At 32.7% G+C, this 16243-nt stretch carries 9 protein-coding genes and 2 pseudogenes; 7 read left to right on the top strand and 4 right to left on the bottom strand.

All coding sequences use genetic code 11. The features are described 5' to 3' along the window. Nucleotides 1–9: 9 nt before the first annotated feature. Nucleotides 10–2718, bottom strand: coding sequence for a hypothetical protein (locus tag AD998_02655; protein ID KOY85198.1), 2709 nt, complete (start codon nucleotides 2716–2718; stop codon nucleotides 10–12). Between the two features lie 82 nt (nucleotides 2719–2800). Then, a complete protein-coding gene (locus AD998_02650) occupies nucleotides 2801–4345 on the bottom strand; it encodes a hypothetical protein (GenBank protein ID KOY88019.1) in 1545 nt (514 codons plus the stop codon). Between the two features lie 239 nt (nucleotides 4346–4584). On the opposite strand from AD998_02650, the gene AD998_02645 reads away from it, so the two are divergent. Next, nucleotides 4585–7200 (top strand): Clp protease ClpB, encoded by a 2616-nt coding sequence (locus tag AD998_02645; protein KOY85197.1) that lies wholly within the window; start codon nucleotides 4585–4587, stop codon nucleotides 7198–7200. Between the two features lie 67 nt (nucleotides 7201–7267). Then, on the top strand, nucleotides 7268–7804 hold the full coding sequence (locus AD998_02640; GenBank protein ID KOY85196.1) for a hypothetical protein: 537 nt from the start codon (nucleotides 7268–7270) through the stop codon (nucleotides 7802–7804). Here the strand turns inward: AD998_02640 and AD998_02635 are convergent. After that, complete coding sequence (locus AD998_02635) at nucleotides 7801–10386, bottom strand: hypothetical protein (GenBank protein ID KOY85195.1); 2586 nt, start codon at nucleotides 10384–10386, stop codon at nucleotides 7801–7803. The genes AD998_02640 and AD998_02635 overlap by 4 nt on opposite strands. Nucleotides 10387–10403: 17 nt before the next feature. Then, nucleotides 10404–10763, bottom strand: a complete 360-nt coding sequence (locus tag AD998_02630; GenBank protein KOY85194.1) for a hypothetical protein — start codon at nucleotides 10761–10763, stop codon at nucleotides 10404–10406. A 165-nt stretch (nucleotides 10764–10928) separates the two neighbouring features. Here AD998_02630 and AD998_02625 point away from each other — a divergent pair, with 165 nt between their 5' ends. The 5 genes and pseudogenes from AD998_02625 to AD998_02605 all read left to right on the top strand — a co-directional run bounded on the left by AD998_02625 (nucleotide 10929) and on the right by AD998_02605 (nucleotide 16202). Next, complete coding sequence (locus AD998_02625) at nucleotides 10929–12194, top strand: kynureninase (GenBank protein KOY85193.1); 1266 nt, start codon at nucleotides 10929–10931, stop codon at nucleotides 12192–12194. A 16-nt stretch (nucleotides 12195–12210) separates the two neighbouring features. Then, on the top strand, nucleotides 12211–12684 hold the full coding sequence (locus tag AD998_02620) for a hypothetical protein (GenBank protein ID KOY85192.1): 474 nt from the start codon (nucleotides 12211–12213) through the stop codon (nucleotides 12682–12684). Between the two features lie 4 nt (nucleotides 12685–12688). Then, a complete protein-coding gene (locus AD998_02615) occupies nucleotides 12689–14002 on the top strand; it encodes a cell division protein FtsB (GenBank protein KOY85191.1) in 1314 nt (437 codons plus the stop codon). Nucleotides 14003–14445: 443 nt separating this feature from the next. Next, nucleotides 14446–15531, top strand: a pseudogene (locus AD998_02610) (hypothetical protein). A gap of 71 nt (nucleotides 15532–15602) precedes the next feature. After that, a pseudogene (locus AD998_02605) lies at nucleotides 15603–16202 on the top strand (hypothetical protein). Nucleotides 16203–16243: the final 41 nt, after the last annotated feature.

Here is a 16243-nt window from a genome sequence, read left to right as displayed (position 1 = left end):
AACGCCTCATTAGTCAGATGGTCTTCTATTTGTAATGTCTTTAATTTGCTGAACATTTAAATATTCACCTATGTCTTTGAGGCGTTTTCTCCAACCTATTTTCTTTGCTAAAGCATCCAAATATTCACTGTTTTGTAAATATTTTTGGATTTTCTTCTCCATAGGTATTAATGAAACTGCCAAAAGGATATTTACAACTAATTTAAAAACAAATACCCCACCAGAAAAATTATCAATTAATGGTTCTATAAGTAAGAACAACAATTCAAACACTGTAATAATTGCCACCAAAGTAATAACAGAAGCCACACGTGATTCTGCTCCTTTCCTGTTATAAATTACTGCTGTCAGTAACAAGCCAAATAAAACTCCTATTTGCATAAGGTAAAACCACCATGTTTGCCAAAATGGAGATTCTATTTCAAAAACAAATGTTTGAGTTGGACTAAGTTCTCCTAAAGCATTTTTAGAACGATATTTTAAAACATATTCTCCACTTGGTAAATACGGAAATTCTATCAAAGCTTGACTTCTCCAAGGAGACCAATCTGAATCATCTAAACCTTTTAAATAATACTGGAACTGTGTATTTTCTTCTGCAATAAAAAATGGAGAAGCTATCTGAATTTGAAAATTTTGGATACTACCATTACTTTCTATTGTTGCTTTTCCCAATTGTTGTAATACTCCATTTCCACTCTGAACTTGTTTTATGAATAAGTCAGGGGCATAAGATTTGTTTTCTTGTGGATAAATTCGATAAATACCATTTGAATTGACTACCCATAAGTTTTTTTGAGCATCATAATAAATATCCTCAATATTAGGAATAATAGCTAAAAATTGAGATGAAAGAACAGGTTTCCCACTTAATTCTTTATACTCTATTCCTTCTGTTGCCCAAATATAAGCATCTTGATTTGTATAAAACTTACTGCCTTTTAAATTGTAGTGTTGCAATTTGACATCTGGGATAAAAATATCTCCTACAATCCATTGTTGTTTTAGCACACCAAAATTAGTAAAGAAAAGCACCTCTTTTTCAATAACCCTTACAAACGTTTTTAGATTTTTATTTTCTAATGTATATGAAATTGTTTTTTCAGGGAAGCCTTGTAAATTAAGTTTTATTTTCCATATTCTGCCCTCACCAGCTACCCACAAATTATTTTCATATTGTGTTAAATTAAATACTGTATCCTGTATATCTGCAACAGGAGTACTTTGCCAACCAATAGCAGTTTTTTGAAGAATGATAACTCCCTTTTCAGTAGCTACATACAATAGATTAGAATTAGTTTTAGAAACTTCAGCATACAATAAATTTCTATCTTCAAAGATTTGAGTAGCTATTCCAAATTGCACTTCATATAAACCCGTATTAGTAAGAGCAACAACTTTTTCCTGAAATTGGATAAGTTGTTTACATTTTCCATCTACTCCACTTATTTTTCTAAAGTTATAAGGTGTTTTCTCCAACAAATAATTACTATAATTGTAGTTATACACATTCGATTCTACAACTACTGTTACTACTTTAGGTGTCTTATCTTCTGTTTTTTTAAGAGAATTTAGTTTTTGGAGTAAGGTTTTTTTCCGGTTTTGGGCTCTTTGCCAAGCTATTTGCTGGAGTTGTCTTTGTTTTTCAGCTGCTACTTGTCCAGAAACATCATCTTTGTTGCTATAACTCAAATAAAACAATCCTGAGTTTGTTCCTACATATAATAAGTCTTTTATTTTTGTAATTGTAGATGGTTTGCCCTCAATGCCAGGGTAATGTCCATAATTATATACAGGTAGATTTAATGCTACTCTTGAAACTCCTTCTGTATGGCATAACCATAATCCTTGTTGTTTATCTACCAATACAGCACTAATTTCATTATCCGCTAAACCTGTTTCATAGCTAATAATCTGTCTGATACTCCCATCTTTTTTATTAACAATAATAGACCCTCCTGCAAGTGTAGAAATGACAAACTCTTGAGGTGATAAGTCTGTCATTTTCTCCAGAAAATGATTTTGCAGATATTCTGTAGCATAAGTAGGAAAAGGATAGATATTTTTACCATCGCAAAGCCATAATGTATTATCGTCTGTTGCTATTAATATACTTTGGTTATCAAAAGGAATAAAACTTAATATTGTTTTTTCTACAAAATCAGTTCTTATTGATGTTACATTGCCATTAGAAAGTTTACAAAATCCTTTTTCTGGCAAGTTTAAGAATATATCTTCTTTCAATACAGCCCAGCCTGCCAATTCTTCTTTCTGAAATTTATAAAGAGTTTTTATTTGACTATTGGCATAACTAAAAACGCCTTTTGAGCTATAAAATAGAACTTGAGATTCCAAAACTGCAATATCAATAATATCTCCAATTTGTTTTTGCTCATACGAAAGGTTAAAATATTCTAATTTTCCTATTTGGTTAGGCTCTATCTTTCCAAAGAACTCTTTCCCACCTACATATATAATATCCTTATTATCAATGGCTAAACTATGGGCGTTTACTTCTAAATTAATGTCATCCCATCTAAAACCATCATAACTCAGTATCCCACCTGAATGGGCAAAATATAAAATCCCTTTACTATTTTGAACAATATCTGTCACTTGTGGAACGGATGGCAGTTTATAGTTTTTTACCAATAAATTACCCCTTTGAGCAAAAACAGAAATATTTAGAAAGAAAAAAAAGAAAAGAAAACGTAGCATAATGTTTTGTGGTGTAATAGTAAATCTATGAAAGTTATTGCTAATAAACAATAATATTTTGTGAAGGTTTTGTTATCTTTATTTATGCCTGATACAATGCTGGTTCTACCATCACTACAGTTTCTTTTTCTACAATGACCTGCCCAAAATCAAGGTCTTTAGTTTTTCGTACAAATTTTTTAGGTGTTACAATCACAGGACAGAGTGTTTCGTTTCGGCGTTTAGAAAAATAGGCAGCCAATTGAGCCGCTTTTTCAATTACACTCTTAGGAAATACTTTCCCTGATTGATATTTGATAACTACATGCGAACCACTTACATCCTTGGCATGTAACCACAAATCTTCTTTATAAGCATATTTTTGTGTGAGCAAATCGTTGTTTTGAGCATTTCTTCCAACTAAAACCGTAAAACCTTCTATTTGATAGCTCTTAAAAGGGTTTTCATTGGCTTGCTTATCATCTTGAAAGTCCAAAGCATTTTCTTTCAAATAGTTTCTTAAATCTCTAATATTTTCAATGGCTTCTATTTGTTGCAGATGGTTTTGGAGCATTGTTAAATGCAATTCTCTTGCTTGCAAGTTTTCTTCGAGTTTGGCTATTTCTATTTTCTGATTCTTCGATTTTTTATAATACCATTCTGCATTTTTTTGAGGATTGTATTCCGTTTTGAGTTTAATGGTAATATCTTTTTGAGTATAAAAGTTATGTAACACGACTTTTTCGGCTTTTTCTGGAATTTGGTGTAGGTTTGCCATCAAGATATGCCCTATTTTCTCTAAATCGTGGCTATCTGAGAGGTCTTCCATTTTCAGGTAGGTTTTTTCTACATAGTTTTCTGTTTTATCTATTGCTTTCTGAAGGCTTTTGATAGCTTGGTTTTGTTCTTTTTCAAGATGGGAAAGACGTGCATAAGCGTAATAATATGCATTGAGAGCTTCTAATGCAGATATATACTCTTTAGCTTCTTCAATGGTATCAGGTAAAAAGTGTAATGCTGGTAAACCATTATACACTCCCACATAAAAATAATGATTAGTTATTTTTTGAATAAGATTTTCTGTTTGTTGCCATCTTTTATCTAAATTCTCTTCCGTGATTTGAGCCAAAAGTGTTTTATCCAGAGTAGGATATATTTTTTTTACATTACCTTCTTCTTTGATAAAATTTTCTTTGGTCTGCTCTATATTTTTGGGGATTTCGGACAAATGCAACTCCCAATCATTTTGAAGTTTTTTATGAAATAAATCTATTACATCATTTCCTTCAAATACAATTACATTCGACCTATTCCCATACATTTTAAACAAAATTGTAAAATTATCTTCTAATAAAATCACTAATGAACGGTCATTAGCCAATGCTTCAATTTTTAAGACTTTTTTACCAATTATAATGTCAAATAAATCCAATGTATTTTTTTTTGCTCTTTGAAACTCAGAAAGAGTATTGATACAAGCAAAATCAGATTGCAAAACAACTCTAATATAAAAATCTTGATTAGGTTTACAAAAACCTAATATCATTTCATCTCTGTTTTGTGTAAAACAAGTAGCCAACTCCATTCCTTGCATTTCTTTATGCAATTCTTCTCCCAATGGCTTTAAAAAGTAATAGTTTTGATGCAACATAGTTCTAAAAATTTGACAAAGATAGCTAAAAAATGGCTATTTTTCAGCATTGAGCTTAAAACTGCTAAATAGTCCGTTAGTTTTTATTCAAAGAAATAAAATATCCGACTTTTTGACACCTAAAATTTATAAATAAAAACAAAAAAATGCCATTGTGTCTATATTTTAGCTTTGGCTTAGATATTGTTCTTCAAGTATTAAAATATTTTAAAATTAGGGATTAGCAATTTACCACTATGAACTTCAATCGTTATACAATCAAAAGTCAAGAACTGATTCAACAAGCAAGTCAAATAGCTTTAGGAAATCAACAACCCATTATCGAAACAGGGCATTTACTCAAAGCTCTTTTGGGTGCTGATGAAAATACTATCAATTTTTTATTCAATAAAACAGGTTCAAACAAGAATTTGGTTGCAACCAAATTAGAAGAACTTATACCTACTTATCCAAAATCTTCTGGAGAAAGTCCATATCTTTCCAATGAGGCTGCAGCTGCCTTGCAAAAAGCAGAACGCTACTTATCTGAATTTAAAGATGAATTTGTTGCTATTGAACATATTCTTTTGGGTTTACTCTCAGGCAAAGACAAAACAGCACAAATATTAAAAGATTCGGGTTTCTCAGAAAAGCCTCTTATACAAGCTATTAAAGATTTAAGAGGGAATACTCGTGTAACAGACCAGAATGCTGAAGCAAAATATAAATCTTTAGAACGTTATTCTAAAAACTTAAACGACCTTGCTCGTAAAGGCAAAATAGACCCCGTAATTGGTAGAGATGAGGAAATCAGAAGAGTTTTACAAATTCTTTCGAGAAGAACCAAAAATAACCCCATTCTTTTGGGCGAACCAGGGGTTGGTAAAACTGCTATTGTAGAAGGTCTTGCCCAACGTATTGTAAATGGAGATGTTCCTGAAAATCTTAAATCTAAAACTATTGTAGCCTTAGATATGGGTCTTTTGGTGGCAGGAGCTAAATACAAAGGAGAATTTGAAGAACGCTTAAAATCTGTAATTAAAGAAGTTACAGATTCTGAAGGAGAAATTGTTTTATTTATAGATGAAATTCATACACTTATTGGAGCAGGTGCAGGAGGAGATTCGGCAATGGATGCCGCCAATTTGCTCAAACCAGCTCTGGCTCGTGGTGAGTTGCATGCTATTGGAGCAACAACTCTCAATGAATATCAAAAATATATAGAAAAAGACAAAGCCCTTGAACGCCGTTTCCAAGCTGTTACAGTAGATGAGCCCAACATACAAGATGCAATTTCAATTTTAAGAGGTATCAAAGAAAAATACGAATTACATCATGGTGTTCGTATTAAAGATGATGCCATTATTGCTGCTGTAGAACTTTCAAGTCGTTATATTGCTGATAGATTTTTACCTGATAAAGCTATTGACCTGATGGATGAAGCTGCTGCTAAACTCCGTTTGGAAATAGACTCTATGCCAGAAGAATTGGACGAAGTCAATCGTAGAATTATGCAATTAGAGATTGAAAGAGAGGCTATTAGAAGAGAAAAAGACATAGAAAAAGAAAATATCCTTTCAAAAGAAATTGCAGAGTTTTCTACCAAACGTGATAGCCTGATGGCAAAATGGAAAACTGAAAAAGATATTGTTGATAAAATACGTGCAGAAAAAGAAAATATAGAAAATTATAAATTTGAGGCTGAACAAGCTGAACGTAGTGGTGATTATGGAAAAGTTGCTGAATTGCGTTATGGTAAAATTTTGGAAAGTGAGAATTTTTTAAAAGCATATCAGCAACAACTCAAAGAAATGCAAGGAGAAAACTCCATGCTCAAAGAAGAAGTAACAGCTGAAAATATTGCTGAAATAGTAGGAAAATGGACAGGAATCCCTGTTCAGAAAATGTTACAGTCTGAAAGAGAAAAATTATTATACCTTGAAGATGAACTTTCTAAACGTGTGGCAGGACAAAGCCAAGCTATTCAGGCAATCGCAGATGCTGTAAGACGTAGTAGAGCAGGCTTACACGACCCCAAACGTCCTATTGGTTCGTTTTTGTTCTTGGGTACAACAGGGGTTGGTAAAACGGAACTTGCCAAAACACTTGCTGAGTATCTGTTCAATGACGAAAATAATATGGTCAGAATAGATATGAGTGAGTACCAAGAAAGTCATGCTGTAAGCCGTCTGATAGGAGCTCCTCCAGGTTATGTGGGTTATGATGAGGGTGGACAACTCACAGAAGCTGTTCGTAGAAAACCTTATAGTGTTATTCTTTTAGATGAAATAGAAAAAGCTCATTCTGATGTGTTTAATATTTTATTACAAGTATTAGACGAGGGAAGATTAACAGACAATAAAGGCAGAACGGCAAATTTCAAGAATACGATTATCATTATGACTTCAAATATGGGTTCGCAGATTATTCAAGGGAATTTTGCAAAAATTACAGAAGCCAATGAGTTTGATGTGATAGAAGATACCAAAGAACAAGTGGTTAATTTGTTGAAGAAACAAATCCGACCAGAGTTCTTGAACCGTATTGATGAAATAGTAATGTTTAGACCACTCAACAAAAAAGATATTGTCAAAATCATTGATATTCAATTAAATGGAATAAAAGTATTGCTCAAGGAGAATGATATAGAGATTGAATTTGAACCCAAAGTAAAAGAGTTACTTGCAGATGTAGGATTTGATGCTGAATTTGGAGCAAGACCACTCAAAAGGGCTATCCAAAAACGAATACTCAATGAACTTAGTAAAGATATTTTGGCAGGTAAAATTCAAAAAGATGCTATTATACTTGTTACTACTGACGAATTTGATAGGATTGTATTTGAAAATGTAGTAAAACAAGAGCAATTATAAAACAAAAAAGCCCAAATTGGGCTTTTTTGTTAAGTGCTTTTGCTAAATTTACAAAAAAATGTCTTTTATGAATCTGAAGTTTATTCCTTTGATTGTAGCCATTACAGCATGTGTTCCTGATATGAAAGAACGAGGTTATGACACTAAAAAATTAGCCCAAGAAATTAAAGATAGAAAAATCAAGAAACTTTCCCCTACTCAAATCAGTACTTGGGTATATGATAAAGGAAATTTAATTACGCAAAATCTTAATAACGCTTATAGTAAAACTGATTTTAGCAATAAAGAAATAGCCTTGCTCAACAGCTACAAATCCCTTTCAGCAATAGATTCTTTAGAAAAAGCTTATAGTGTAGATATTGAACCTCTCGAATTAAGTAATGAACAATCTTGGCAGAATTATTCCAAAAAAACAAAAGAGGTCTTAGATGCATGTTTGTATCAAACCCAAAATAATCAACCTATTCAGCCCAATCTTCAGAAATTAGAGGATGATAAGTTTCTTTTTACAAGTGCTACCAATTCTAATAAAATTATTTGGTTGGTTTTTTTTACCAAAAAAGAAGTGATTCGTAAAATAGACCAAAAAGAGTTTAATCCTTAAACCAAATCTTGATTAGGGTTTCCAACCTCATAATCATCTCTATTAAACCTATCTGGAGAAACAAGTTCTTCACTTACAACAGGTTTTTGAGGTGACAAGAAGTTTTTGAGCATATTCTCAAATGGAGCAATGACTGTTGCCAAAATCACATTCGCCAGTACTTTGTAAATAGGAATATTACCAGTATAGCTTTCTATAAAATTTTCAATATAAACATTGACAAACTCAAAAAGCATCAAAAGGGTTGTAAATGCCAAAACCAAAGTATATCTGGAGCTACGGCGTGTGAATCCTAAATATAAAGAGATGAGTATAAGAGCCAAGAAAAATGATATTTCAGAAAGGTAAAACCACCATTTTTCCCAATAAGGCAAGTCTATTTGAAATTTGAAAGATAAAGGTTGTGGGTTACCTATATCATCACTATTATAAGCTCTTACCAAAAAATTGTACTTGCCTGGTGGTAAATTGGTATAAGTTGCAATATTAGTAACATCTTTATCTGACCAATCTTTATCAAAACCTTCTAATTTATACTGATAGCGTATTCTTTCGGGAACTGTAAAATGAACCCCCACAAATTCAAAAGTGATGCTATTCTCATTATAAGGCATTTTTACAGCTATCTCACTTGATACCTTACTGAGAGGTATCCCAAAATCTGGGTCAAGTAGCTCAGAATAGTTTTTCCAGTCTGTTTTTTTATTAAATAAACGAACGTCTATTAAGTGAATAGTTGGAGGATTTGGATTTGGAATATCTTCATAAGGAAAATACTTCACCAATCCACCAAAAGTTCCTATCCAAATATTGCCTCTTCTGTCTTTATTAAGTGCATTTGGATAAGTTTGTATCAAAGAAAAACCATCAATATATCCATAGTTTTTAATTTTTTTATTGGAAGGATTGAACTTATCTATTCCATTACGATGCCCTATCCATAGATTTCCTTCACCATCTTCAATAATTCCCCATAAGTTTTGGGAAGCTAATCCATGTTGTTTAGTGTAATTAATAAAAGCATCTGCTTGTTTATAATCAACATTGGGCTTCATTTGACAAAGCCCATTTTCTGTTGCAAGCCAAATTGTTCCTTTAGAGTCTTGAGTTATTGACAGAACAATATTGTTAGCTAAACCATTTTTTGTTGTAAAATTCTGAAAAACACCATCTTGAAATCTGCTCAAACCTCTATAAGTTCCAAACCACATAATTCCATTGTTATCTTTCAGCATACATCTGACATAGTTATCAGCTAAACCCTGATTTTCGGAAAAAGTTATTATTTTTCCATTTGTTTCAATACGGCTAAGACCTTTATCTGTTCCTAACCAAATTCGTCCTTGGTCATCTTCAGCAATGCAATAAATAGTATTATCTCGGAGCCCCTCTTTTGTTGTATAATTTTTATACTTCCCTTCTTTAATTTGCAACACTCCATCTCCTATTGTCCCTATCCATAAACTATTTTTAGAGTCTAGAAATAAACTCCTTACACTTGTCTCAGCTTTTTCGATGGTTATTTTTTTGTTTTCATAGGATAATAAATGGTTACTTGTACCTATCCAAACTTTCCCCTTTTTATCTTCTATAGTGGCTGTAACAGGAACATTTTTGAGTAAATCGTTCCCAGCATCTAAAATCATAAAACGTCTATTGGTAATTTTGGAAACTCCTAAATTTCCCCCAAACCAAATATTTTCATTATTATCTTGTAAAATACAATTGATAAAATCTCCAGACAAGCCATTTTTAGGGGATATCTTTTCTTTTAGAATACTGTCTTGTAAAACATATACTCCCTCATCAGAAGTAAGCCAAATCTGATTGAGTTTATCTTTTAGTCCAGCATTAATAGACCCTGTAATTCCTTGTTTTTCAGAGAAATCTTCAAATTTTCCATCTAAATTATTTAAGCGACAGGCTCCTTTAGGTGTTCCAAACCATAAATTAAGTTTTGCATCTTGAAAAATACAATTAATCGTATTATCAAGAAGACCATCTTCAGTTGTAAATGTTTCAAAGGTTTTTCCATCAAATCGACAAACACCTTTATCTGTACCTACCCAAATTAAGTTTCTATGGTCTTGCCATAAAGAGAATATTTGGTTACTTGGTAATCCTTGAAATGTGGTATAGTTAACAAATCTTTTTCCATCAAATTTACTCAAACCTCCATTAGTAGCGACCCAAATGTTTCCATTTTTATCTTCTAAAATATAATTGGCATCATCATCTACAAGTCCCTGTTTTTCCGTAAACACCTCAAATTTATCACCAACCAATCGAGCAATACCCTGCCTTGTTGCAGCCCAAATATGATAGTTTTTGTCTTCTATCACATGGTGCACAACATTATTTAAAAGTCCTTGTGTTGTTGAAAAATTAATGAAACTTCTACCATCAAATTTACATACCCCACCTTGTGTAGCTATCCAAATGAAGGAATTATGGTCTTCTGTGATGGCATTTACATTAGACTCAGGTAAACCTTCTTTTAAACCATAATGGCGGAAAGGGTAAATTTGAGGATATGCTGTATAAAATAATACAAAGAATAAGAAGGCTAAAAAATACCTCATAGTTTCATACAAATGCCTTAATAAGCATTTTTAGGCTTTTTTTTGTTATTGTCTTTACCATTGGTTTTGGTAGAACCCTGATTCTTTTCAAGATAAGCAATTTTGGATTCTAAATCTTTTATTTTTTGTTCTAAAGAATGGATTTTTTCGTCTTTATCTTTACCTGAAGACTTAGAAGAAGTTAGTTTTCGTAAATCTTGTGTAAGAGCTTTTTTCTCTTCTTGGCTTTCTTCCAGTTGCTTATTCAATGTAAATATTGTAGCTTTTGCCTCTGTAAGGGCTACATCTTTTTCATCTACTTGGCTTTTCAGAGCATTATATTTTTTTGTAGAAACACAAGAACATGTTATCAATAAAATGAATGCGTATTTTTTCATAAAGTTATGGCATGATTTATAGTAAGCACAAAAGACAAAGATGCCGAAAATATTTATTAAAAAAAAGTATTATTTTGCTCATAAACAAACAAGTTGTTAAATTTGTTTAAAACTAATTTTAAAGTTTATATTACCACATACAATTATTCAGGATTCTATTAATATATGCTACCTTACGAAAATTCTTTGTCATTTGCCCAAAAACTTGATAGTCAAGATACTTTAAAAAGTTTTCGTGATTACTTTTTTATTCCTCAATACCAAAATAAAGATGTAGTTTATCTCTGTGGCAATTCTTTGGGCCTACAACCAAAAAACACCCTAAAAGCTCTTGAAAAAGAGCTAACCAAATGGGAAAAATTTGGTGTAGAGGGGCATTTTGAAGGAGACCAAGCATGGTGGCAATTTAGAAAACCCATAAAACCCTTGGTTGCAAGTTTATTGGGAGTTGATGGCTCAGAAGTAACCATCATGAATAATTTAACAACAAACTTACATCTCATGTTGGTCAGTTTTTACCAACCACAAGGTAAAAGAACAAAAATCTTGATGGAAGCAGGGGCTTTCCCTTCTGATCAATATGCTTTAGAAACACATCTGATTAGTAGGGGCATCAATCCGCAAGAAAATATTGTAGAAATAGCTCCCAGAAGTGGAGAACATACTCTTAAAACAACAGATATTCTTCAGACAATCGAAAATATTGGTGATGAATTAGCTCTTATTATGTTTGGAGGTGTAAATTATTATACTGGTCAAGCATTTGAAATGGATAAGATTACTCAAAAAGGGCATGAAGTTGGTGCTATGGTAGGCTTTGATTTAGCTCATGCCATTGGAAATTTACCCTTAAATTTGAGTGATTGGGGCGTAGATTTTGCCGTTTGGTGTTCTTACAAATACCTCAATTCGAGCCCTGGTGGCGTATCAGGAGTATTTATTCATAAAAAACATCATCAAAGTAATTTGCCACGTTTCGGGGGTTGGTGGGGGCAAATAGAAGAAGAACGTTTTTTAATGAAAAAAGGCTTTAAACCCATTCCAGAAGCGGATGGATGGCAATTATCAAATGAGCCTATCTTACCAATGGCTGTACACCAAGTTTCTTTAGAAATTTTTAAAGAAGCTGGTTTTGATAATTTAGTTGCAAAAAGTAAGCTTCTAACAGGTTATTTGTACTATTTGCTTACAAATTATGCTCAAGAATATATAGACGTGATTACACCATCAGAATTACCTCATAGAGGTTGTCAGCTATCTTTATTTGCTAAAAAAGATGGAAAAAAGTTGCATCAATATCTCATGCAACAGGGCATTATTACTGATTGGCGAGAGCCAAATGTCATTCGAATGGCTCCAGTTCCTTTATACAATACTTTTGAAGATGTTTATAAAGCAGTCAATAGTGTTGTTAATTTTTATCAATCTTAAAACTCCATAAAATTGTATGTCAGATATTACTATTATTTCTATTTTTGTTATTGCAGGAATAGCCCTTGTTATTGTAGAAGTTCTTTTTATACCAGGGACTACATTTGTTGGGTTGTTAGGTTTTTTAATGATAGCTTTTGGAGTTTGGTATTGTTTCGACATTTATGGAAAATTGGCTGGTATGTCATTGGCTGGAGGTTCTCTCGTGGTCATGTCATTGGCTTTTTATGCAGGTTATAAGAAAGGTGTTTGGAAAAAATTTGCTCTCAATACAGAAAACGATTCCAAACTTTCTCAAAAATCCATCAATGATTTACATGTAGGACAACAAGGGGTTGCTGTATCTGTATTACGTCCTACTGGAACTGCCGATTTTGATGGAAAAAGAGTAGAAGTTCAATCTTTGGGGGAAATGATTGATGTAGGACGAAAAATAGTCATTGTAGAAATAAAAGGAAATGAGATATTTGTAACTTTAAACGCTTCATAAAAAATTGTATCTTAATAATCGCCTCTTTCTTATACTTTTAGGCAATGTGCTATTTTTGATAGCTGCATTTCCAATGCCTTTTTTGTTACCCCCTGCAAAAGTTAGTGTATTAGTCACCATCGGACTAATAGGGCTTGATGCTTTATTGCTCTATGCAGGCAATGGTAAAGTTATGGGTAAAAGAAAAACAGGTGAGAAACTCTCTAATGGAGATGAAAATATCATTCATATTGAGTTAAAAAGCTCTTATCTTACTCCTATGTACGTCAAGATTATTGATGAGCTTCCTGAACAACTACAAAAACGTGATTTCAAATTATTAGATACACTTTATCCCAAAGAAATCAAAAAAATCACTTATACCATACGCCCAACCAAAAGAGGTGAATATGAATTTGGAAGATTAAATGTTTTTGTATCTTCATTGTTGGGCTTAGTAGCTCGTAAATTTATTTTTTCTGAAAATGTTTCTGTTCCTGTTTATCCTGCCTTTTTACAACTCAGGAAATATGAATTACTCGCTATATCAAACAGATTAAGTGAACTGGGCATCAAAAAAATAAGAAGAATTGGCAACAATAGGGAATTTGAACAAATCAAAGAGTATGTACAAGGTGATGATATGAGAACTATCAACTGGAAGGCTACAGCAAGACGTAATAACCTCATGGTCAATCATTATCAAGATGAACGTTCACAGCATATTTATAGCATTATTGATAAAGGTAGAACTATGAAGATGCCTTTTGAGAGTTTAAGTTTACTAGATTATGCTATCAATTCGGCTTTGGTTATTTCTAAAATTGCCCTACTAAAAGATGATAAGGCAGGTTTAATTACATTTGGACATAAAATAGATAGCTTTGTAAGCCCTAATAAAGATTTTATGCAGATGAATAAAATCTTGGAAGCATTATATAAACAAAAGACAGCTTATAAAGAGGCAAATTTTGAGAAACTTTATATTACTATTAAACACCAAATAAAGCAAAGAAGTCTTATTTTGCTTTATACCAACTTCGAATCCTTATCTTCTATGGAAAGGCAACTTTCTTTTTTGAGAAAAATTGCAGCACATCATGTTTTGGTTGTTATATTTTTTCATAATACAGAGTTAGATAGCCTTATCAATTCACAAGTAGAAAATACTGAAGAAATATATCATCAAACTATCGCAGAAAAACTCGCTTTTGAAAAAAAATTAATTGTAAAGGAACTTCAAAAACATGGTATTCAAGTAGTACTTACAAAACCTCAAAATCTAACTGTTAATACCATTAATAAATACTTAGAAATAAAAGCAAAAGCAATGATATAATTCCAAAGAAAATTTTGCATTTTCAAAAAATAGAAAAAAAAAGTTTTTTTAGGTAAAAAAGAATATTTTATTAATATTGCAAATAAGTTTATGTAGATATTTTACAAAAAATAACCCTTATGAGAAAAATAACTTTACTATTTTTTGGTATTTTCGCTTGCTGGCATGCTTCCATGGCTCAAAGTTCTGATTGGACTTTGGGAGTAGGTGGTACAGCATTTGATTTTGCAGTACCTGCCAAACGTTCTCTTAGTGTAAGTGACTGGAATTGGGGGGTTTACTTGACAGCTACTAAAAGAGTTCATCCAATGATTCAAATAGCTCCTTCGTTTGCTGCCGTAGAAATTAGCAATTTTAGTGATTTATTTCCTGATCAACTACAGACAACAGGTAGAAGCACTGCCGTCTTACAAGGTAGCATTGCAGGGCAATTTCACCCTTTAACAGACAAAAAATTTGACCCTTATATTACTTTAGGTGGTGGCGGTAATTATATACGTAGAAATCTTTATGGGTTAGCAGAAGGTGGTGTAGGTATAAATTATTGGATTGATGAGGCTGTTGCTTTAAATGTACAAGCAGGTTATAATTATGTATTTGATTTTGAAGATTATATGCACTATCGTGCAGGTTTCCGTTTTGGTTTAGCTAAACCTGTTGATACTGATGGTGATGGTATTCCTGACAAAAAAGATAAATGCCCCAATGATAAAGGTTTAAAGCAGTTTGCTGGTTGTCCTGATACAGATAATGATGGTATCATTGATGGTGATGATGCATGTCCTCAAGATGCAGGAAGTAAAGAATTAAAAGGTTGCCCTGATAAAGATGGTGATAAAGTAATTGACAAAGATGATGCGTGTCCTGATACACCTGGTTTAGCTGCTCTACAAGGTTGTCCTGACAAAGATGGTGATGGTATCGCTGATAAAGATGATGCGTGTCCTGATGCTGCTGGTTTAGCCACACTACAAGGTTGCCCTGATAAAGATGGTGATGGTATCGCTGACAAAGATGATGCTTGTCCTGATGCTGCTGGTAAAAAAGAATTGAACGGTTGTCCTGATAAAGATGGTGATAGTGTCGCTGACAAAGATGACAAGTGTCCAGATGTTCCAGGTATTGTTGAAGAGCAAGGTTGTCCTCGTAAAGCTCCTAAAGAAGAAGAATTAGCAGTAATTGCTAAGAAAATCAACTTTGCAACTGGTAAAGCAACTATCTTGAAAACATCTTTCCCTCAATTAGATGAATTAGCTACATTATTACAAAAATACCCTGAAGCTAAGATTTCTATTGAAGGACATACAGATAATGTAGGTAATGCTACTGCTAACAAGAAACTTTCTCAGCAAAGAGCTGATGCTATCAAGAAATACTTGGTGAGCAAGAAAGTGGGTGCTGATCGTATTTCTGCTATTGGTTATGGTTCAGAAAGACCTGCTGATGGAAGCACAGACGTAAAAGCTGCTAACAAAACTAAAGAGCAACAAGCTTCTAACCGTCGTGTTGAAATTCATTCTAAAAAATAATTAAATTTTATAACTTAAAACCTCACTAAATTATAACTTAGTGAGGTTTTTTTATGTTAAACTTTTTTGCTATGCTATCTCTCCAACATCTTGCCACTGATTTCGAATTACAAAATGCTATTCACTTAGCTGAACTCTCTGATATAGTTTATCATGATGGGAGTTATATTCGGTCCAAAATTGAACATCTATATAGCAATTTTACTTTTATTGATATTCATCCCATGTCTGGATTTGACACTGAATTATTTGTAGCTGGCAATGATAAAACTATTGTTGTTGCTTTTAGAGGAACAGAAGCTGACAGTTTAGAAGACTGGGTAAATAATTTAGATAATCGACCTTTTACTTACTCATCTGGAAATGTACATAGAGGTTTTTGGGAAGCATTAGATCAAGTATGGAATCTCACATTGGAAACAATACAGTCTTTCCGAAATAATAATCAAACTATTTGGCTTACAGGCCATAGCCAGGGTGGGGCATTAGCTATGCTTGCAGGAAGAAGACTCTTAGACATTGGAGTATCTGTGCAAAGTATTTATACATACGGACAACCAAAATCAGGTGATATGTTGTTTGTTTCTAATTATAATTCCTTTCTGAAGAACAAGACTTTCAGAATTTACAATGAAGGGGACTCTGTCATTGAAAGCCCTCCCAAACTATATCATGCAGGTGTTGGAGTAAAATTGAAGCAAGAAGGTGGCTT

This window comes from bacterium 336/3, assembly GCA_001281695.1.
Taxonomy (GTDB): domain Bacteria; phylum Bacteroidota; class Bacteroidia; order Cytophagales; family Thermonemataceae; genus Raineya.
Note: the sequence above shows the minus strand (reverse complement) of the source record. Positions and strands in the feature narration are given on the sequence as shown.

Excerpts from the sequence above, each read along its gene's own strand:
- AD998_02625 (KOY85193.1), top strand. The coding sequence starts at position 10,929 with ATGCTACCTTACGAAAATTCTTTGTCATTTGCCCAAAAACTTGATAGT.
- AD998_02655 (KOY85198.1), bottom strand. The coding sequence starts at position 2,718 with ATGCTACGTTTTCTTTTCTTTTTTTTCTTTCTAAATATTTCTGTTTTT.
- AD998_02640 (KOY85196.1), top strand. The coding sequence starts at position 7,268 with ATGAATCTGAAGTTTATTCCTTTGATTGTAGCCATTACAGCATGTGTT.
- AD998_02635 (KOY85195.1), bottom strand. The coding sequence starts at position 10,386 with ATGAGGTATTTTTTAGCCTTCTTATTCTTTGTATTATTTTATACAGCA.
- AD998_02645 (KOY85197.1), top strand. The coding sequence starts at position 4,585 with ATGAACTTCAATCGTTATACAATCAAAAGTCAAGAACTGATTCAACAA.
- AD998_02630 (KOY85194.1), bottom strand. The coding sequence starts at position 10,763 with ATGAAAAAATACGCATTCATTTTATTGATAACATGTTCTTGTGTTTCT.
- AD998_02620 (KOY85192.1), top strand. The coding sequence starts at position 12,211 with ATGTCAGATATTACTATTATTTCTATTTTTGTTATTGCAGGAATAGCC.